This window comes from Castellaniella defragrans, from assembly GCF_014203015.1.
In the GTDB taxonomy this organism is placed as follows: domain Bacteria; phylum Pseudomonadota; class Gammaproteobacteria; order Burkholderiales; family Burkholderiaceae_B; genus Castellaniella; species Castellaniella defragrans.
The window spans coordinates 59,147-76,725 of sequence record NZ_JACHIB010000021.1; the positions used below are offsets into that span (position 1 = coordinate 59,147).

At 66.5% G+C, this 17,579-nt stretch carries 20 protein-coding genes; 7 read left to right on the forward strand and 13 right to left on the reverse strand.

From position 1 onward, the window contains the following. Positions 1 to 119: 119 nt before the first annotated feature. The 4 genes from HNR28_RS16245 to HNR28_RS16260 all read right to left on the reverse strand — a co-directional run bounded on the left by HNR28_RS16245 (position 120) and on the right by HNR28_RS16260 (position 2,789). The gene (locus HNR28_RS16245) at positions 120 to 977 is read right to left on the reverse strand and encodes a replication initiator protein A (RefSeq protein WP_130534130.1); all 858 of its coding nucleotides are present in this window, start codon (positions 975 to 977) and stop codon (positions 120 to 122) included. Positions 978 to 1,003: 26 nt separating this feature from the next. Next, a complete protein-coding gene (locus HNR28_RS16250; protein WP_151023895.1) occupies positions 1,004 to 1,285 on the reverse strand; it encodes a helix-turn-helix transcriptional regulator in 282 nt (93 codons plus the stop codon). Between the two features lie 83 nt (positions 1,286 to 1,368). Beyond that, positions 1,369 to 2,130, reverse strand: coding sequence for a DUF2285 domain-containing protein (locus tag HNR28_RS16255; protein WP_151023894.1), 762 nt, complete (start codon positions 2,128 to 2,130; stop codon positions 1,369 to 1,371). Positions 2,131 to 2,438: 308 nt separating this feature from the next. After that, on the reverse strand, positions 2,439 to 2,789 hold the full coding sequence (locus HNR28_RS16260) for a DUF2958 domain-containing protein (RefSeq protein WP_151023893.1): 351 nt from the start codon (positions 2,787 to 2,789) through the stop codon (positions 2,439 to 2,441). Positions 2,790 to 3,029: 240 nt separating this feature from the next. Between HNR28_RS16260 and HNR28_RS16265 the strand changes: the two genes are divergently transcribed. Continuing rightward, on the forward strand, positions 3,030 to 3,335 hold the full coding sequence (locus tag HNR28_RS16265; RefSeq protein ID WP_058907051.1) for a helix-turn-helix domain-containing protein: 306 nt from the start codon (positions 3,030 to 3,032) through the stop codon (positions 3,333 to 3,335). Positions 3,336 to 3,398: 63 nt separating this feature from the next. Here HNR28_RS16265 and HNR28_RS16270 read toward each other — a convergent pair whose 3' ends face one another. The 7 genes from HNR28_RS16270 to radC all read right to left on the reverse strand — a co-directional run bounded on the left by HNR28_RS16270 (position 3,399) and on the right by radC (position 10,165). Next, the gene (locus HNR28_RS16270) at positions 3,399 to 3,713 is read right to left on the reverse strand and encodes a DUF736 domain-containing protein (protein WP_151023892.1); all 315 of its coding nucleotides are present in this window, start codon (positions 3,711 to 3,713) and stop codon (positions 3,399 to 3,401) included. Positions 3,714 to 4,729: 1,016 nt separating this feature from the next. Next, positions 4,730 to 4,939 carry a hypothetical protein gene (locus tag HNR28_RS16275; RefSeq protein WP_151023891.1) on the reverse strand — a complete coding sequence of 70 codons (210 nt, stop codon included), beginning with the start codon at positions 4,937 to 4,939 and terminating at the stop codon, positions 4,730 to 4,732. Positions 4,940 to 5,001: 62 nt separating this feature from the next. Next, complete coding sequence (locus tag HNR28_RS16280) at positions 5,002 to 7,050, reverse strand: ParB/RepB/Spo0J family partition protein (RefSeq protein WP_151023890.1); 2,049 nt, start codon at positions 7,048 to 7,050, stop codon at positions 5,002 to 5,004. A 78-nt stretch (positions 7,051 to 7,128) separates the two neighbouring features. Continuing rightward, complete coding sequence (locus HNR28_RS16285) at positions 7,129 to 7,953, reverse strand: DUF932 domain-containing protein (protein WP_057386264.1); 825 nt, start codon at positions 7,951 to 7,953, stop codon at positions 7,129 to 7,131. A gap of 708 nt (positions 7,954 to 8,661) precedes the next feature. Next, complete coding sequence (locus HNR28_RS16290) at positions 8,662 to 8,940, reverse strand: hypothetical protein (protein WP_057386265.1); 279 nt, start codon at positions 8,938 to 8,940, stop codon at positions 8,662 to 8,664. A gap of 72 nt (positions 8,941 to 9,012) precedes the next feature. Beyond that, positions 9,013 to 9,363 carry a DUF2958 domain-containing protein gene (locus tag HNR28_RS16295; protein ID WP_130561451.1) on the reverse strand — a complete coding sequence of 117 codons (351 nt, stop codon included), beginning with the start codon at positions 9,361 to 9,363 and terminating at the stop codon, positions 9,013 to 9,015. Between the two features lie 295 nt (positions 9,364 to 9,658). Continuing rightward, entirely contained in the window at positions 9,659 to 10,165 is a 507-nt protein-coding gene (gene radC, locus HNR28_RS16300) for a RadC family protein (protein WP_130561452.1), read from the reverse strand. A 382-nt stretch (positions 10,166 to 10,547) separates the two neighbouring features. Between radC and HNR28_RS16305 the strand changes: the two genes are divergently transcribed. Genes HNR28_RS16305 through arsN2 form a run of 5 tightly spaced genes read left to right on the forward strand, consistent with a single transcriptional unit; the run spans position 10,548 to position 13,784 of the window. Next, on the forward strand, positions 10,548 to 10,877 hold the full coding sequence (locus HNR28_RS16305; protein WP_151023889.1) for an ArsR/SmtB family transcription factor: 330 nt from the start codon (positions 10,548 to 10,550) through the stop codon (positions 10,875 to 10,877). Positions 10,878 to 10,889: 12 nt separating this feature from the next. After that, positions 10,890 to 11,342: an ArsI/CadI family heavy metal resistance metalloenzyme gene (locus HNR28_RS16310; protein ID WP_151023888.1), complete on the forward strand. Its 453-nt coding sequence runs from the start codon at positions 10,890 to 10,892 to the stop codon at positions 11,340 to 11,342. Positions 11,343 to 11,354: 12 nt separating this feature from the next. Then, on the forward strand, positions 11,355 to 11,852 hold the full coding sequence (locus tag HNR28_RS16315; protein ID WP_151023887.1) for an arsenate reductase ArsC: 498 nt from the start codon (positions 11,355 to 11,357) through the stop codon (positions 11,850 to 11,852). A 10-nt stretch (positions 11,853 to 11,862) separates the two neighbouring features. Beyond that, the gene (gene arsB, locus HNR28_RS16320; RefSeq protein WP_151023886.1) at positions 11,863 to 12,957 is read left to right on the forward strand and encodes an ACR3 family arsenite efflux transporter; all 1,095 of its coding nucleotides are present in this window, start codon (positions 11,863 to 11,865) and stop codon (positions 12,955 to 12,957) included. Continuing rightward, positions 12,954 to 13,784, forward strand: a complete 831-nt coding sequence (gene arsN2, locus HNR28_RS16325; protein ID WP_151023885.1) for an arsenic resistance N-acetyltransferase ArsN2 — start codon at positions 12,954 to 12,956, stop codon at positions 13,782 to 13,784. The genes arsB and arsN2 overlap by 4 nt, the downstream gene beginning before the upstream one ends. A 51-nt stretch (positions 13,785 to 13,835) precedes the next feature. On the opposite strand, the gene HNR28_RS16330 is transcribed toward arsN2, so the two are convergent. Both HNR28_RS16330 and HNR28_RS16335 read right to left on the reverse strand, forming a co-directional pair. Beyond that, complete coding sequence (locus HNR28_RS16330; protein ID WP_151023884.1) at positions 13,836 to 14,999, reverse strand: PDDEXK nuclease domain-containing protein; 1,164 nt, start codon at positions 14,997 to 14,999, stop codon at positions 13,836 to 13,838. Beyond that, positions 14,996 to 16,201: a tyrosine-type recombinase/integrase gene (locus tag HNR28_RS16335; RefSeq protein WP_151023883.1), complete on the reverse strand. Its 1,206-nt coding sequence runs from the start codon at positions 16,199 to 16,201 to the stop codon at positions 14,996 to 14,998. Before HNR28_RS16335 ends, HNR28_RS16330 begins: the two co-directional genes overlap by 4 nt. A gap of 566 nt (positions 16,202 to 16,767) precedes the next feature. Between HNR28_RS16335 and HNR28_RS16340 the strand changes: the two genes are divergently transcribed. Then, on the forward strand, positions 16,768 to 17,579 hold an 812-nt coding region (locus HNR28_RS16340; protein WP_184143054.1), incomplete at its 3' end, for a HAMP domain-containing methyl-accepting chemotaxis protein.

Consider the following 17,579-nt stretch of genomic DNA (forward strand, 5'->3'; position numbering starts at 1 on the left):
CCAATGCTGGCGCGGATTTGCGGCCGATCGGCACGCCTGATAGCACGATAGGCCCACGCCTGATAGCACGATACCCCGCACGCCTGATAGCACGACGCCATCCACAGGCTTTCCCGGGGTTATTCCCGTGCCGTATGCGGCACGGGCCGGAAGGTCAGCAGCTCCATGCCGTTGTCCGGCATCCGCTCGATGCCCAGGACGTAGCCGGGCAGCGACTGCCGCGCTACAAGCGCGCGCAGGTCGCAGGCGAAGTCGTAGGGCTTCGCGGTACTGCCCGATTTCCGGTGCAGGTAGCGAAAGTCGAACTGCCAGCCGTATGCCTGCTTGCCGCCGTGCTTGCGCACTAAGCGGTACAGCCACCGCTCGATGCCGCCCGTGAGCCGGAAATACGCCGGGTCGATGGTCAGCACTAGGGCGGCGTCGAGCACGCCCGCATAGAACCAGTCCGGCAGGATCAGCTCGATGCCCAGCGGCGTGCCATTGGCATCGGCCAGTTCCTTCCATTCGTTGATCCACGAGAAACGGTGCAGGCGCCGTCCGGTCGTCTCGCGGATGGACGTGGCCACCGTGGTCGATTGCAGCCGGTCGAGTGCGGCCTTGAGCCGCTGGTAGTCGCGCAGCGACTTGCCGCGCCCGATGAAGCGCAGGATCTCGTAGGGCGTCGCGCGCATCAGCCGCGACGGGCGCAAGCCTGCGTCCTTCGCCTCCACGATCTGCGAGGCCGCCCATATCAGCACGTCCGCATCCCAAATCGTGGCGATGCCGTGCTCCTGCGTGCCTTCCACGCGAATCGTCACGTTGCCCGCACGGAAGTCGATGGGCTTGACCCGCTTGGACTTGCCGAGCGAGAAGAACGGATAGGCCATCAAATCCTGGCTGTCGCGCGGCGCCATGTCGCCGGGCAAGGCGCGGAACAGGTCGAGCTGTTCGCGCTCCTGCAACGGCCGCTGCCGCATGGGCAGCGCAGTGCTGGACATGGCGATGGCCTGCCGCACGCCGCCGATCAGCGCGCACGGCTGTCGGCCGAGTGGTGCTCGGCGTATTCGGGATCAGAAGTCGTCTCGAAGCTGCGGTCGGCGGCCCAGGCATCGAGGTCGGCCACGGCGTACATGACGCGCCGCCCGAACTTGCGAAAGCGCGGGCCGCCGCCAATTACGCGCTGCTTTTCCAGCGTGCGCGGCGACAGGCGCAGGTATTCGGCGGCTTCGTCGTTGGTGAGATAGCGTTGGGGCTGCGCGGCAGTGGTCGAGACAGTGGCGGCAGGCCGCAAGGGAGCGGGACGCATGGTGTGAACCTCCATCGGTTGAAAGCGCCCGGCCACACAGCGCGACCGGATGGAGGCAGTCTCAGAAAACGCGGCCCTTCTACTCAGGGTCGTTTTGCGTCCACATCAAAACGACCCTTCTCAAGCGGCGGAAGCTGTGCTAGGTGGCGATAGCCGCCGCGCATCAGCGCATCGCCGCGCCGCACCAGGCGGCGCACCTTCGAGCGCAGGCCGCCGTCGCTGTACCAGTCGGCCACGGCGTCGGCACCGAACAGTCCTTCGCCCACATCGCGCAAGGACGCACCCGCGAGGGTCGCGTCGAGCGCCTGCAAGGTGTGCAGTTCCAGCAGCGCGGAAGGTGTTGGCCTGGGCGTGGTGGCAGCGAAGGTCGCCCCGCGTGCATGACCGCGCACAGGGGCGGCAGTGCCGCTCCGTTGGGCATAGGCCACGGCCATGCCGTCTTCCAGGCCGGGCGCCAGCGCAAAGCGCAGGCAATGGCCTGGGCTGCGCGCGATCAGCGCCAGCTTCTTGCCGTCGTGGAACAGTTGCTTGTGGCCGGGGATGCGCCAGAACGCGAAGGCGGTGGCATCCTGCGGCGGATCAGCGTCGGGGTAGAGCTGCACCACGGCAGCATGACCAGGCAGCCAAGCTGGATGCGCGTCACGCGCATCCAGTGCCGGGTCTTCCAGCAGACGCAAACCCCAGCGATGCGCTGCATCAGGCCGGCGATGACGGCGTAGCCAGTCGAGCCGGTAGTCGGGATGCCTGCGCAGGTACTCCCAAGCGAGCGCGAGCGCATCCAGCCAAAAGACATACAGGTATGCGGCAGTGGGATACCAATGCGCGAGGTGATGAGGATTGACCATGACGCCTCCTCCTGCGAACAGGACTCGCCGCCACGGAAGAACTACGCGCTACATCGCCCTCGTCGGAACGTCATGGGTTAAAAAGGCGGATGGGGCTGTCAAGACCGATTGGCTCCGATGTGTTGCGGTATTCGTCTCAATGCTGCGGCGGCAGCGCCACGACCGGGGACACTGCACAAGCCAGCCTGCCGCAATCCGCGCCAAGCATCCTGTCTATTTGGGTCAGACTGGTGGGGCTACGCCGCAAGAATCTCGATTGAGACTTACCCGGTATGACACCAGACTGAAAAAGTCACAGTAGGCCGTATTCAGTCCGGGATCGCTCCGTCGCGCTCGGCCAGCCGGGTGTACTCCGACAGCGTGCGGGTGGGGCGGAAATAGAGGTCGCGCATCACGGGCTGCCGGCGCGGCCCGACGATGCCGGCCAGCTCAGACAGCTTGACGGTTCCTTGCGCCGGCATTCCGATTCCCAGGTCGATGAGGCCCCAGGCGGTGTCGCCATCGGCGGGATCGAGTGCGGCCAGCAGCCAGGTCACATGCGCGTCCGGCGTGAACAGCCGCACCACGGGCACCGGGTCGATGGCCTGGCCAGCGGCACGAGCCTCGCCGTTGGCGAGCAGTTGCGCGCGCTCCGGGACGGTGGCGAGTGGCTGGGGCATGGTCGGCAATCCCACAAATCCAATGATGCACGGATGCGGTTTCACGTTGAAGCGCAGAACCGCCAAACCGGATTTACGCCTTCGTGCGCAAGCACGGATGCGCTTGCGTGGCTTTGCTGGAACCCGCCGATGCGGATTTCCGTAAAGGCACAAAAACGTAGAACACCAAATGAACACTATAGATTGTAGTCCTATAGGGCGCAATGGGCTGTCATCTTGGTTTTTCGAGGGAAACCATAGGTGGCGGCAGGGAACTCATTGGCGAAGGCGTTGAAGACAGTTAGAAAGGCGCGTGGCTTGAGCCAGGAAGCCTTCTCTGACGTGTCCAGTCGCACCTATATGAGCACCCTCGAACGCGACCTGAAAAGCCCGACCCTGCATAAGCTGGCCGAGTTGTGCGAGGTGATGGAGATCCACCCGCTCACGCTGCTGACGCTGGCCTACGCGGGCGACAGCCCGCACAAGGCCGACGAGCTGCTGGCGCAGGTGCGCCAGGAGCTGGAGGCGGTGTTGAAGGAACGCGATGCGGCAAAGCCGCGCGCGTGACGCGGTGATGTGCTGCGAACAGCAGCACAGCGCCCCGCCGCGGTGGGCGGGGCGCTGCGGCGGTCACGCCGCCTGGGGCTTGCTGCGCGACCAGATCAGGTCGTGCGTGCCGTCCTCGCCTTCGATCAGGCGGGCATAGACCGGCGCCGGGAACGAAGGATCGTCGAGGGTCACGGACTTGTATTCCCGTCCGGCTTCGCTGGTCTTGTTCCACGCCGCGCCGATGTCGTGGCCGGCGGCCTGGAGGCGAAAGTCGGGGGCGTTCTCGCTGTTGCCCTTGTCGTTGGGAACCAGCTTGACCTTGACGTTGAGCGTCAGGGTGCGCAGCGTGCCGGTGAAGCCGTCTTTGTCTGCGGTGAAGGTACCGATGTTGGCCATGATGTTTTCTCCTTTCGGTTGAACAAGGTTCGCGCCCATCGCGTCCTTGTTGTGATCCGACCGGCGGGGGACGGGCTGGCTGCACCGCTTGCGGTCGAAACGCAGTGGAGAGCCGGGAGGCGAAAAGAATTTGCTGCGCGAGGAAGCCGCGCAGCGGCGGGGAAATTGTTTTCGCCGGACGGTTGCAGCCATGAAGCCCGAGGCGCAGCCGTGCCACCGCCAGGATTCACAACGAGACAAGGACGCCTTGGGCCGAACCGCTCCGAAAGGAGATGGGGCCGACTCGGCATCCCCGCCCGAAGGCTTCTCCGGCTCGCCCGCTGACGCGGGCCAGGTCAACCATCCGACGACAAGTGAGAACGTCCCCGCCGCACCTTGCGGCGCCGGTCTTGAGGCGTGGCGTGGAAGCTCCATAGCGATGCCGGGCGGGTTGTCCGTGAACCGTCCTTCGTGACGTGATGGGCAGGAACCGCCAGCGTTGAGGACGGCACGCACCTGCACAACCTGCCGCAGCGAGCGCCAGCGTGTTCGCCAGCGCCCCGTCCATTGCGGCGGGGCGCTGGCCGGGCCGATCCGGCGCAGCCGGTTCGGCTGCATCGAGGGGCGCCAAGCATCGCGCGGCGGGGATAGCCCGCGGGGCTTTCCCCTGGAGGCAAGCGCAGCGCGCAGCGCCGCAGGCGCGAAGGCGTGAGGGATTGAAGCCGAATGGCCGTGACAGCGAAGTCGGCACGGGGCGCAGCCCGAAAGCCCGGCGGCGCTGTGCGCCGACACGCCCAGGCCGTTCCAGATTTCCAAACAGGAAACGCGGACATGCCTCTGATGAAATGGGCGCGGCCTACGCTGCGGGCTATGCACTCGGCAAGCCGAAAACTGCTGGTGATTCCTGCGCACTGCGGGCGCTTCGGCTTGCAGTCCCATGCGGGCCTGCTATTGCCGGGCGGGAAGCCCGGTCACGTCAACGCCGCCGCCTGAACTTCCGTGATGGCGGCGGCGTTCCGACTCGGCTGTGAACGCGGTTACTCCTTCGTCTCGATGAGCCACCACACGGCACGCGGCAAGGCGCGGCCCGTGATGGGGTGAATGTCAGTGAGGTCGGCGAGGGCCGACCAGCCCGAGCGCGGGCGGTAGCCGCGCACGTCGCCGTCGCCGTGCCAGCGGCGGACGCGCACCGTGCCGGGGGCGTAGATCGCCGCCATGCGCGGGCGGCTGGTGGTGGTGCGGGTCATGGGGGCTTCTCCTTGCAGCGAAGCGCCCCGGTCGAGGCCGGGGCGCTTGCCTTCGGCGCGGGTCAAGCGGCCAGCGCCTCTGCGGGTTCATCCGCCACGGCATCGGCATCCTCCGGGGCGTCCTGCGCCTGCGTTTCCGCCGGCGCAGCTTCCGGGCCTTCGGCCTTGAAGATGGCGGGCATCCAGCCCGTGCCATCGGCCAGCCGTTCGGCTTCGCTGGCAATGTCGGCCTTCTTCAACTTCGCCAGTCGGGTGACGGATTCCGGTGCAAACGCGGCCACGGCATCCAGAATCACGGCCTTGGAAATGTGCTTGAAGTAGCCTTCTGCGGTCGGCTTCCACCATGCGGCCATGTCGAGGCCCACGGCCTGCGCCAGTTCCTCGCCGGGTTGCTGCACCGTGGCGCGAGGCGTCACCACGTCCACCGTGGAAGCCACGCACACGGCCAGCAGCCGCACCAGTTCGTCTTGCGATTTCGCCAGCAGCACGGCGAACAGTTCGGCGCTGTCCTCCGGCAAGGCTTCACCGGCCACCTGTTGCAGTTCGCGCAGCGCCACGGCGGCGGGCGATTCCGGCCAGTCCGGGGCCATGCCTTCCAGTCGGTCTTGCGTCGTGAGGCGCACGCCGAGCGGCAGGCCATCGCCGTAGGCGTCGGGCTGCAAGACGGTCTGCACCATGCCATGCACCAGCGCGGCCAGCGCGACGTGCGGATGCCGTGCGACTTCGATTTGCAGCGCCGCCGTGCGGTGGGCGCTCAACCGCTGCGCCAGCCGGTCGGACAGGCTCGCGGCCTTGGGCGCGTCGTCGGCGTCCTCGTGCTCGTCGTTGGCGGCTTCGCCTTCGGCACTGCCGAAACCGCGCCGCAGCTTTTCCAGCGTGCGCAGCGCCTTGGCCTCGGCTTCGCGCAGCAGGCCGCGATGAATGACGGCCTCGCCGTTGCGGTCGATGGTGACGATGGCACCGGCCACCTCGCGCACCTCGGGGGCATAGCCCTGCAAGGCATCCTCCGCGTCTTGCAGTTCCCCGACCACCTGATCGCGCCGCTGTTCCAGCTTCTCGGCCTTGGCCTCGTCCTCGGCGTCGCAGGCATCTTCCAGTTCGGCGTCGATCTTTTCGAGGCGGTTTTTCAGCGAGGCGATGCGGCGGGCCTCGCGGGTGGTCGGCTCGCGGCGGTGGCGCGGGGCGTTCTGGAACGCCTGCCGTTCCTCGTAGGCCAGATGCGGCACGGCCTCCACCCATGCCCAGCCCTCGGCGCGCACGTCCTCGGCCAGCGTTTCCAGCTTGTCGCGCACCAGCGTTTCCAGCACTCCGGTATCGGTGAGGTAGGTTCCGGCATCACCTTCGGCGAACAGGTCGCGGCGGACGCCGCCGCCTGCCTTCCGGTAGGTGTCCAGCCCGACGAAGCGCACCAGCGCGTGCGTGGCGTTGATTTCGCGCTCGGTCAGGCGCTCGCGCAGCTTGGACGGGCTGCGCTGCCATTCCGGCGCAGCATAGAACGCGGCTACCTGCGCGGCGTGGTCGTCGGTGATGGTCAAGGCCATCAACTGTTCCAGCGTCACGCCACCGGCCCGGTAATCGGCCATCAGGCGCGGCGAGACGTTCGCCAGCTTCAAGCGGCGCTGCACCACCAGCGGGGACACCCCGAAGTCGGCGGCAATGTCCTCGATGGGTCGGCCTTCCTTGACCAGCGCGGCAAAGGCCGCGAACTGGTCGGCGGGGTGCATGTTCTCGCGCTGCACGTTCTCGGCGAGGCTGACGGTGCGGGCCGAGGCATCGGGCACCTGTAGGCACGGCACTTCGTAGTCGGTGGGGATGCGCTTCTTCTTCGCCAGCAGCTTCAAGGCGGTCAGGCGGCGGTCGCCTGCCACCACCTCGTAAGCCTCGCCATCTGCGGAAAGGATGACGATCAGGTTTTGCAGCAGGCCGATGCGGGCAATGCTCGCGGCCAGTTCGGGGATGGACTGGCGCGGGGTCGTGCGGACGTTGCGCTTGGAGCGGCGCGGCAGCAACTGCGAGAGGGGAACCAAGATCAGGTTCTTGGTCGGGTCGGCCACTTCCAGCGGTGCAGCGGCTTCGATGGCGACGGCTTCGGTTTTGAGTACGGCGTTCATGGTGATTTCTCCTAGCGGTTGGGATGCAGCAGCGAGAGAAGCGGCAAGGGCTGCTGCCTGCCCCTGCCGCGTGGGGATTCAGGCTTTCAACTGGCGCAGGCCATCGGCCAGCAGCCACAGGGCGCGATTCAGGCGCACGCTTTGGTCGATGCCCTGCACGGGCCGGGTGGTCTGGCGGCGGCCATTCGCGGCGCGGGCGGACAGGCCGCCTTTGGTCAAGTTCTCCTGCGTGCGGTTGAATACGCTCCACAGGTCGCGGCGGTCGTCGTCATGGCGGCGCGGCATCAGGATTTGCGATTCCGTGATGGGCGCGGGCTTGTCCTCGTCGTACTTCAACGCCAGCGCAGCGCGGGCGAACACTTCCGATTCCCCGGCGTCGAGCGTGATGGCGCGCATAGCATCGCGGGATTCCTGCGCCCGGTCGAAGCCGTGCAGGACTTCGTAAGCGCCTTCGATGACGTGTCCGGCTACGTCGCCCTTGTGCGGCACGCGCACGTCGGCCACGGTGTCGCCGCAGACAAGCCCATTGCTGCAAACGAAGCGGAACATCCCGGCCAGCATCTGATAGCTGCTGGTGCCGTCATGGGAGTTCAGCAGGATGATTTCGTTGGCCTCGCGGCCGTTGATCTGGCTGGCGTGGCGCAGCCGGATCATGTGCTTGGTGTAGTCGCGGCGGTCGTCGTGGCGCACGCGGGTCTGCGTCACCATGAAAGGCTCGAAGCCTTCCCCGCGCAGTTCTTGCAACACCGTGGCAGTGGGGATGTAGCTGTACCGCTCGGAGCGGCTTTCGTGCGGGGCGTCCGCGAAGATGGACGGGGCCACGGCCCGGATTTGGTCGTCGGACAAGGGGCGTTCCGAACGCAGCATCGGGGAACGGGAAGCGAAGCGGGATGCGAGTTGCATGGCATTTCTCCTGACAAAGAAAAAAGGTTTGCTGTTCACCGCACACCGGATTCCTAGATTCGGAGCCCAGCCTTTCGGCTGTTTGGTGCGGTCGGCACGAGGAACCCGGTTGGCCCTGTTGCCACCGTCTTTCCTGAGTTCATCGCCCGCGACGGTCAGGAGCGCGCGAACGAGGGCCGTCAAGGAGGCAAGCGCAGGGTTGGTGCGGCCCGCAGGCGCAGCCGAGGACACGGCCCTGCGCGCCTTGACGGCACACGGCCGCGGGCTACAGTCGCGGACAAGGTGATGAAGTCAGGGGAGACGGCTGGACATGGCAACGGCCCTCCAACACGCTGACCGCACGGCAAGCGAAGCGCGCAGGCCCGAAGCTGGAAGCCGGGCCGGAGGCGTCAGCCGAGCGGAGCGAGGGAACGATGGAAGCCCGGAAGGGGCGAGACGCCGCAGGCGGCTCGATGCGCAGCGCGCACGACAGCGCGACCGGCCATGTTTCTTGGCCGGGGACGCACAGCCTTCAATGCTCGATGCACAAGCTCATGCGCCGGTCATGGGGAAGCGTGTTCGACAGCGACTGCTGCGGTCTGGCCGATCCGGCGCAGCCGGTTCGGCGGTCTTTGAGGGGCGCCAAGCACCGCGCGGCGGGGATAGCCCGCAGGGCTTTCCCCTGGAGGCAAGCAAAGCGCGCAGCGCCCCGCAAGGGGCGCGTAGGCATCACGCCGAGTCGTCAGGGCGCAGGCTGGATTCCAATACCGGCATCCACGGCGATGACGAGTCCAGCAGGTAGCGCGCACCGCGCGCGTACAGACCCGACAGCCCGGTGGGCTGGTAGAACCCGGTGACGCGGCGGCGGAACTGTGCGCCGTACTCGTTGGTGTAGATCACCGCGTCGCCGATCTTGAAGCGCAAGGGCTGGCCGTTCTCCGGCGCGAACGGTTTGAGCGCATCGTGCTGCGCGGTGATTTCGATGATGTAGTCGTGATGGCTGCTCATGGCATGGATCTCCTTCGATGGTCGAGAAAGCACAAAGCACAAGGAGCGCCTTGCGGCGCTCCCAAGGCCAGGTCAGACAGCGATCCGCCCGGCCAGCCGCGCATCGCGCGCATAGACGCTCAACCGCTTCTCGGCGCGGAAAGACAGGTCGCGCTCGATCGGCAGGCCCAGCCCGCCGCGCACCGTCGCCAGCTCGCCCAGGCTGACCCAGCCGATTTCCGGCGCCCCCAGGCCCAGGTCGCAAAGACCAAAGGCGTGGTCGTGGTCGTCGGGATCAATCTCGGTCAGCAGCCAGGTCGCGCCGGCGTCCGGCGTGAACAGCTTGACCACGGGGGCCGGATCGAAGTCCGGGTTCTCCAACGATTCGCGGCCGTTGGCCAGCAGCACGACGCGCTGCTCGTCAGTAATGAGTGCGTTGTTCATGGTGAACTCCTGAAAGGATGCCGGGCGGAATTGCCCGACCCTTCCGGGGCACGGCGCAGCGCAAGCAGTCAGGGGTCGCAGACGGCCGCCAGGACGCAAGCGCGCATGGCGCGCATGGCGCGCGCCGCCCTTGACGGCGAGAACGCCGTGGCACGATGAAGGGAACAGCAAGACCGCCTCCCTCGCACCTCCACGCAGTCCCGTTTTCGGCAAGTGCGCAGCACGCGTAGGCCCGCGAGGGCCGGAGTTGCGCCGCCGGGCGCAGCAAAAAAAAGGGGGCCGAAGCCCCCAAGGGTCAAAGCAGGCCGCGCTCGGCGAATGACGTGGTACGGCTTCCCGCGACGATGATGTGATCCAACGTGCGAACGTCCACCAGCGCCAGCGCCTGCCGAAGCTGCGAGGTCAGCGCCTTATCGGCCGCGCTCGGCTCGGGGTTCCCGCTCGGATGGTTGTGCGAAACGATGACCGCCGCCGCATTGAGTCGCAGCGCCTGCTTCACTACCTCGCGCGGATGCACCTCGGCGGCGTCGATCGTGCCGTGGAACATCTCCACGTAGTCGATCAGCCGATGGCGCGTGTCGAGGAACAACACCGCGAAGACTTCGTGCTCGAAGCCGGCCAGCTTGGCGCGCAGGTAGTCCTTCACCGCCTCCGGCGACGTGAACGTCGCGCCACGCTGCATCTTCTGTTCGATGACCTGGCGTGCGGCTTCCAGAATCTGGTCGGCGTCCGCCGGCCGATAGCGCCCACGGCCATCGCGCACCATCAGCGGGGTATCGAGAGAGAGGGTCAGTTGCGACATGATCGTGCTCCGGTTGCTCGGGCGGAATTGCCCGGAACCGGCGCCAGCACGGCGCAGCGCAAGCAGTCAGGGGTCGCAGACGGCCGCCAGGACGCAAGCGCGCATGGCGCGCGCCGCCCTTGACGGCGAGAACGCCGTGATACGGTGAAGGGAACAGCAAGACCGCCCACACCCGCCCACTGCACACAGTCGGCTTTTGGGGCAAGCGGAGCGCGCAGGCCCGAGAGGGCCGGAGGCGTCAGGGGTCAAAGCCGAATGGCCGCGATTCGGCACGAAGCGCGGGGCGTAGCCCGCGAACCCGACGGCGGCACGCCGGGACGCCATGAGGTTCTGTTTGCTAGCTCCTTGCACAATGATTCAATAAATGTTGTATTATCGAACCATGAACGAAGATCAAGCCGTTTCCGCCCTTGGTGCCCTGGCCCATACCCAGCGCCTGCGCGTGTTCCGCGCCCTGGTCGTCGCCGGCCCCGAAGGGCTCACGCCCAGCGTCCTGGCCGACCAGCTCGACGTGGCCCGCAACACCCTGTCCTTCCATCTGAAGGAGCTGGCCCATGCCGGCCTCGTCACCATCGAGCAGCAAGGCCGCAACCTGATCTACCGCGCCGACTTCGCGCAAATGAACAGCCTGCTCGGCTACATGACCGAGCACTGCTGCCAGGGCAGTGCGTGCGAAGTCACCGAATCCTCCTCTGCCTGCAAGTCCTGCTGAAAGGAAATCCCCATGAAGCGCTTTCACGTCCACCTGCACGTCGATGATCTGAACCGCAGCATCGGCTTCTACTCCCAACTGTTCGCCGCGCAGCCCGCGCGTGTCGAAGGCGACTACGCAAAGTGGATGCTCGAAGACCCGCCGGTGAACTTCGCCATCTCCACGCGCGGCAACAAGCCGGGCATCGACCACCTGGGCATCCAGACCGACGACGCCGACGAACTCGCTACGCTGAAGGCCCGCGCGCAGGCCGCTGACATGGCGCTGCTCGACGAAGGCACCACGACCTGCTGCTACGCGCGCAGCGAGAAGCACTGGATCACCGACCCGCAGGGCGTGGCCTGGGAACACTTCCACACGCTGGGCAACATCCCCGTCTTCAACGAAGCGCCCCAGCCTGCGCCCGGCGCCGCCGCGGCGTGCTGCGCGCCGCGTTCCGCGAAGTCGGCTACTTCCTGCTGCTGACGCGAGGCGCGCATGACGACAGAAACCACCTATAACGCCTTGTTCATCTGCACGGGCAATTCGGCCCGGTCGATCCTCGCCGAAGGCATCCTCAACGCATTGGGCCAGGGGCGCTTCCGCGCCTGGTCGGCGGGCAGTCATCCGAGAGGCGAAGTGCATCCCTTGGCGCTCGCCACGCTGGAGCGCCTGCATCTGCCGGCGACCGGCTACCGCAGCAAGAGCTGGGACGAGTTCGTGGCGCCGGATGCGCCGGTGTTTGACTTCATCTTCACCGTCTGCGACAACGCCGCCGGAGAGGCGTGCCCGCTCTGGCCGGGCAAGCCGGTGTCGGCCCATTGGGGCGTGCCCGACCCAGCGGCCGTCGAAGGCACGGAGGAACAGCAGCGCAAGGCGTTCACGGACGCCGCGATCACGCTGCGCCGGCGCATCGAACTGTTCCTGTCGCTGCCCCTGAAAAGCCTCGATGCCATGTCCTTGCAGCGCGAGCTGCGCGACATTGGCCGCCAGTGAGGCCGGCGCGATGACCGCAGGAACCGATACCGCCGGCCGTGCGCCGGCGGTGCCCGCCATGAGCGGCTTCGAGCGCTACCTGACCGTGTGGGTGCTGCTGTGCATCGTCGCCGGCATCGCCCTGGGCCAGCTTGCGCCCGGCGTGTTCCAGGCCATCGGCCGCATGGAAGTGGCGCAGGTCAATCTGCCGGTGGGCCTGCTGATCTGGATCATGGTGATCCCGATGCTGCTCAAGGTGGACTTCAGTGCGCTGGGCCAGGTCAAGCAGCACTGGCGCGGCATCGGTGTCACGCTGTTCGTCAATTGGGCGGTCAAGCCGTTCTCGATGGCGCTGCTGGCGTGGATCTTCATTCGCCAAGTCTTCGCCGAGTGGTTGCCGGCCGACCAGCTCGACAGCTACGTGGCCGGCCTGATCCTGCTGGCCGCCGCGCCCTGCACGGCAATGGTGTTCGTCTGGAGCCGGCTGACGGGCGGCGATCCGGTGTTCACGCTGTCTCAGGTGGCCTTGAACGACACCATCATGGTGTTCGCCTTCGCGCCCATCGTAGGGCTGCTGCTGGGCCTGTCGGCCATCACGGTGCCGTGGGACACGCTGCTGGTGTCGGTGGTGCTCTACATCGTCATCCCGGTCATCCTCGCGCAGCTCTGGCGCCGCACGCTGCTGCGCCGGGGCCGGGCCGCGTTCGATCAAGCCCTGGAGCGCATCGGCCCGCTGTCGATCGCGGCCTTGCTGCTGACGCTGGTGCTGCTGTTCGCCTTCCAAGGCCAGGCCATCCTGCAACAGCCGCTGGTCATCGCCATGTTGGCGGTGCCCATTTTGATCCAGGTGTTCTTTAACTCCGGCTTGGCCTACTGGCTCAACCGCAAGGTGGGCGAGAAGCACAACATCGCCTGCCCCTCGGCGTTGATCGGCGCGAGCAACTTCTTCGAGCTGGCCGTGGCGGCGGCCATCAGCCTGTTCGGCTTCCATTCCGGCGCCGCGCTGGCCACCGTGGTCGGCGTGCTGATCGAGGTGCCGGTGATGCTGCTGGTCGTGCGCGTGGTCAATCGCTCGCGCGGCTGGTACGAACAGGCTCCGCGCAACGCGGCAAGGCATTCAGCATGAGTACCGTCACGATCTACCACAACCCGGACTGCGGCACGTCGCGCAACACGCTGGCGCTGATCCGCGCCAGCGGCATCGCGCCCACGGTCATCGAGTACCTGACGACGCCGCCTGACCGCGAAACCTTGAAGGCTCTGATCGCACGGATGGACATGGGCGTGCGGGACGTGCTGCGCATCAAGGGCACGCCTTACAAGGAACTCGGGCTGGATGCTGCCCATTGGAGCGACGACGAACTGATCGACCAGATGCTGGCGCATCCGATCCTCATCAATCGGCCCATCGTGGTGTCGCCCCTGGGCGTACGCCTATGCCGGCCCTCGGACATGGTGATCGAACTGCTGCCGCAGCGGCCGGCGGGCGAGATTCGCAAAGAAGACGGTACGCCGCTGCTGGTGGATACGCCGACCGCGGGCAACGACACAGGCCTCATCATGGCTTTGCAGGAGGCCGGACTTCCCACGGACGATCTGACCGAACCGGGGCGCAGCTTCTTTGCCTATGCCACGGTGACAGGCAAGCGCGTGGGCTACGGCGGCTTCGAGCGGATGGGACGGGATGTGCTGGTGCGCTCCCTGTTCGTGCTGCCGCACGCGCGCCAGCGCGGCATTGGTGGCGGCATCCTCGCGCTGCTGCTACGCCGCGCCTTCGACGAAGGCGGGCGCGACGCTTGGCTGCTGACCACGACGGCAGCGCCGTTCTTCGAGCGCCAGGGCTTCAAGCCGGTGGAGCGCACAAGCGCACCGGCTTCAGTGCTGGCGACGCGGCAGGCTGCGAGCTTGTGTCCTGCCAGCGCAGCGTTGCTTAGGCGGCCGATTCATTTGTAGCGCAGGCTGGTGCAGCCGCGGAACCCGACGGCGGCACGCTGGGACGCCCAGCTATTGCGGGAGCTTCCTGGGCTGTTTCGCCGCGCGCGATTCCAGCAGGCGCCGCGTGGTTTCCAGCTCCTTCTGCAACAGTTCGGCATCCGGCAGCACGGTGCGGTAGTTCGCCGCCATCACCTTCGTCGGTAAGCCTTCCAAGGCGTACCGCGCCAGCGCGTGGCCCTTATCGGCGCAGAGGATCAAACCCACGGGCGGGTTTTCATCGGGATAGGCCCAATGCTCCTTGGCGTAGTTGCAATACATGTGCATCTGGCCCACGTCCGCATGGGTCAGGCTACCCAGCTTCAAGTCGATGATGACCAGGCAGCGCAACCGCCGGTGGAAAAACAGCAGATCCACCCGATACCACGTTTGGTCGATGCGTAAGCGCCGCTGCCGGCCGACGAAGGTGAACCCTTCGCCCAGCTCCAGCAGAAAATCCTCCAGCCGCTGGATAAGGGCCGCTTCAAGATCGGATTCGGAATACTCATCCTTGAGGTTCAGGAACTCCAGCACATACGGGTCTTTGATCGCATCGTCGGGCATGACGGCATCCTCCGGCCGGGGCGCAGCGCCCTTGACCAGCATTTCCGCCTTGTCCTTCGACAAGGCGGTGCGCTCGTAGAACTGGCTGCCGATCTGCCGATCCAACTGGCGCACGCTCCAGCCGCCGCGTAGCGCCTCGGCCTCGTAGAAGCGGCGGGCGTGCTCGTCCTTGACCGACAGCAGCCGCACGTAGGCCGACCACGGCAACGTGAACACCTGCGCCAACTCGCCCAGGGCCAATTTCCGAGACGCTGTCTCGGATTTCTCGGCAGGCAATCCGTCCCCCGATTTCCGAGACAGTGCCTCGGAAATCACCGGCCGGGGATAGGCGGCGAAGAACCGCCGCATGTTCTCCAGGTTGTCCGGGCTGAATCCGCGCCCGAAGCGGGCGGTCAGGTCGGCGGACAACCGGACGATCAACTGTTCGCCGTACCCTGCGCGCCGTTCGCCCTGTTGCTCGGCCTCCACGATGCGGCGACCAATCTCCCAATAGCTGGCCGTCATCAGCGCATTGACGCTGCGCGCCGCCGCCTGGCGGGCGGCATCGAGCAGTTCCACGATGCCGCCGTGGATGCCGGCGTAGCCGGCAGGCACGGCAGCGCCTTTTACTGCTTTGGGCGTCCGGGCGCTCATGCCGTGGCCTCCTGGGGCTGGCGTTGCCGCGCCTTCGTGATGGTCTGGCGCCGGGTCGCCACCAGCTCGGCCGCCTGGCGCACAGGATCGTCCTCGGTGTGGACATAGCGCATGAACATCGCCACGGTCTTGTGCGCTGTCAGCGCCATGCCGACCTTGAGCGGCACGCCCGAATTGGCAATGTCCGTCGCCGAGCGGTGGCGGATGCCGTGGGTGCCGACCTTCGGCACACCGGCACGGTCAAGGATGCGCCGCCACGCCTGATAGTAGGAGTGGGGGCTTAGCGGCTTCTTGTGATCGAGGATCGCAGGGCAAACGTAGGGCGAATCGCCATAGTGGGGGGCACTCTCCAACAGGCGGCGAGCCTCGGCGCTCAGGGGCTTGGACATATCGCCGGTCTTGCTGTCCGGCCATACCACCCGGCCGTTGGGCAGGTCGAGCCAATCCCATTGCAACAGCAGGATTTCCGACATGCGCGCCGCGAACTCGAATTGCAGCCGGACGGCCAGCAGGTGGATGGGATGTTCCAAGCCCTCGGCCTCGGCCTTCTCCAGATAGGCGAACAGCTTGGTCATCTGGTCGTCGGTAATGAGCCGGGTCGAACCCTTTTCCGGGTACTTGGGGACGTGACGGCAGGGATTGGAGCCATCGGGCCGGTAGCCCCACAGTTCGGCCAGGTTGAACATCTTGCGGACGAGCGACAGCACGCGGTTGGCTTGGGTGGGCGACTTCTCCATGCGCTTCATCAGCGCGGTAATGTCGTTGCGCGTGACCTCGTGAGCCTTCTTGCTGCCGAAGGCCGGGATGACGAAGCTGTCGATCTGGTACTGGTAGCCGGCCTGCGTGCTGGGCTTGTTGTGCGGCTTGGAGTGGTCGTCCATGAACCGGCCGCACAGCTCCTTGACCGTCGGCGCCTTGCGGGCTTCGGCCTTGTCGAGTCCGGGATCGCCCCCGCGCCGGACTTCGGCCAGCCAGTCTTGCGCCAGCGATCGGGCCTGTTCGACCGTCAGCTCGCCGAACTGGCCGATTGCCGGCTTGCGCCGCACGCCGGAGTTCGTGCGGTACTGAACCATGAATACCTTGCGGCCGGTTGGTGTAACCTTGCACAAGAAGCCCGGAACGAGCGTATCCCGGAGTTCCACGTCGCAGGTTTGCGCCTGCGCCGTGTCAACGACGGACTTGGTGAGTTTGATCTTTGCCATGAGGTGCTCCTGAAAGGCCCCGATTCCAGGGGCCGGCTAGGAGCCAGGCGGAGGAGAACCGGGGCGGTTTGCATCGCGCACCGGGATATGATCGAAGGCATTGGTCTGGCGGAAAACCTGCTACAGCAAGCCACATCCAAGTCCAGCGTTAGCCCGGTGCGGATGCCATGCTCTGGCTTAAAATCCCTCGCCGCAAGGCATGCCGGTTCGAGTCCGGCCTCGGGCACCATGGTTTTTCGCGTCCCATCCGCCTTGCGGACATCCATCTTTTGCCGAAGGGGCGCAGTGCGTCATCCGCCGGCGCATCTTCGGTGCCGCATCACCAGGCAGCGCATTGTTCGATAAGACATTATTCGGTACCGCATCATCCGTCAGCGCAGCGGTGCCCGATTCCCGCCTGGATGGTAGTTTCCCGGTACGGTTATCGCAGAACGGCATAACAGAAAGAATTCGATACGTGGTGGCCGCGGCAGGGCTTCCCTTTAAGATTGAACATCCTTAGACCGGGTCGGCGACGGGGTTTTTGATCGGACCCGCGATGTCCCCATCGACAGCGAGACCACACCATGCGCAACCTGAAAATCGGCACCCGGCTGACCCTGGGATTCGGCTTCGTGATCGTCCTGCTGCTGGTCCTGTCGGGCATCGGCGCCTGGCGCATCCTGGACACGCAGCAGGACAACCAGGCGCTGGACCAGCGGCTGCGCACCACCGCGCTGATCCAGCAGCTGGCGCGGCAGATCAACAAGAGCGCCAACCTGACCCAGGCGACCCTGTCGGCCGATCCCGATACGCTGCGGCGCCTGAAGCAGGACATCGAGACCACCGAGGGGCAGACGGTCGAGGTGGACGGCCAGCTGGCGGCGGCGCTGTCCCAGCCGCAGGCCGCCGGCCTGCTGAAAGAGATCGGCCAGGCCCGCGAGGCCTTCGTCCAGCGGCGCAGCCAGGCCTTCAAGGACCTCGACAGCGGCAACTACGGCGAGGCCGACGCCTTCTTCAATCAGGAAATGCCCAAGCAGACGGCGGGGCTGATGGAGCGGATCGACCGCCTGTCGCAGCTGCAGACCGATTCGGTGCAGCGCCTGTTCGAGGAGAGCGCGCGCACGAGCCGGCTGGGCCTGACCGTGTTGGCCGTGGCCACGCTGCTGGCCCTGATCCTCGCGCCGCTGTTCGCCTGGCGGGTGACGCGCTCCGTCACCCATCCGCTGCGGCATGCCGTGAAGCTGGCGGAAGCCGTGGCGCACCGCGATCTCAGCGCCGACGTCGTCGCCCGCGGCAGCGATGAGATCGGCCAGCTGCTGAGCGCGCTGGCCACCATGACGCGCAACCTGCGCAGCGCCATGACCGAGGTGCGCACCGGCTCGGACGCCATCGCCTC

What these genes read in the sequence shown, in the direction of transcription:
- HNR28_RS16245 (WP_130534130.1), bottom strand. Translation starts at nt 977, where the DNA reads ATGTCCAGCACTGCGCTGCCCATGCGGCAGCGGCCGTTGCAGGAGCGC.
- HNR28_RS16250 (WP_151023895.1), bottom strand. Translation starts at nt 1,285, where the DNA reads ATGCGTCCCGCTCCCTTGCGGCCTGCCGCCACTGTCTCGACCACTGCC.
- HNR28_RS16255 (WP_151023894.1), bottom strand. Translation starts at nt 2,130, where the DNA reads ATGGTCAATCCTCATCACCTCGCGCATTGGTATCCCACTGCCGCATAC.
- HNR28_RS16260 (WP_151023893.1), bottom strand. Translation starts at nt 2,789, where the DNA reads ATGCCCCAGCCACTCGCCACCGTCCCGGAGCGCGCGCAACTGCTCGCC.
- HNR28_RS16270 (WP_151023892.1), bottom strand. Translation starts at nt 3,713, where the DNA reads ATGGCCAACATCGGTACCTTCACCGCAGACAAAGACGGCTTCACCGGC.
- HNR28_RS16275 (WP_151023891.1), bottom strand. Translation starts at nt 4,939, where the DNA reads ATGACCCGCACCACCACCAGCCGCCCGCGCATGGCGGCGATCTACGCC.
- HNR28_RS16280 (WP_151023890.1), bottom strand. Translation starts at nt 7,050, where the DNA reads ATGAACGCCGTACTCAAAACCGAAGCCGTCGCCATCGAAGCCGCTGCA.
- HNR28_RS16285 (WP_057386264.1), bottom strand. Translation starts at nt 7,953, where the DNA reads ATGCAACTCGCATCCCGCTTCGCTTCCCGTTCCCCGATGCTGCGTTCG.
- HNR28_RS16290 (WP_057386265.1), bottom strand. Translation starts at nt 8,940, where the DNA reads ATGAGCAGCCATCACGACTACATCATCGAAATCACCGCGCAGCACGAT.
- HNR28_RS16295 (WP_130561451.1), bottom strand. Translation starts at nt 9,363, where the DNA reads ATGAACAACGCACTCATTACTGACGAGCAGCGCGTCGTGCTGCTGGCC.
- radC (WP_130561452.1), bottom strand. Translation starts at nt 10,165, where the DNA reads ATGTCGCAACTGACCCTCTCTCTCGATACCCCGCTGATGGTGCGCGAT.
- HNR28_RS16305 (WP_151023889.1), top strand. Translation starts at nt 10,548, where the DNA reads ATGAACGAAGATCAAGCCGTTTCCGCCCTTGGTGCCCTGGCCCATACC.
- HNR28_RS16310 (WP_151023888.1), top strand. Translation starts at nt 10,890, where the DNA reads ATGAAGCGCTTTCACGTCCACCTGCACGTCGATGATCTGAACCGCAGC.
- HNR28_RS16315 (WP_151023887.1), top strand. Translation starts at nt 11,355, where the DNA reads ATGACGACAGAAACCACCTATAACGCCTTGTTCATCTGCACGGGCAAT.
- arsB (WP_151023886.1), top strand. Translation starts at nt 11,863, where the DNA reads ATGACCGCAGGAACCGATACCGCCGGCCGTGCGCCGGCGGTGCCCGCC.
- arsN2 (WP_151023885.1), top strand. Translation starts at nt 12,954, where the DNA reads ATGAGTACCGTCACGATCTACCACAACCCGGACTGCGGCACGTCGCGC.
- HNR28_RS16330 (WP_151023884.1), bottom strand. Translation starts at nt 14,999, where the DNA reads ATGAGCGCCCGGACGCCCAAAGCAGTAAAAGGCGCTGCCGTGCCTGCC.
- HNR28_RS16335 (WP_151023883.1), bottom strand. Translation starts at nt 16,201, where the DNA reads ATGGCAAAGATCAAACTCACCAAGTCCGTCGTTGACACGGCGCAGGCG.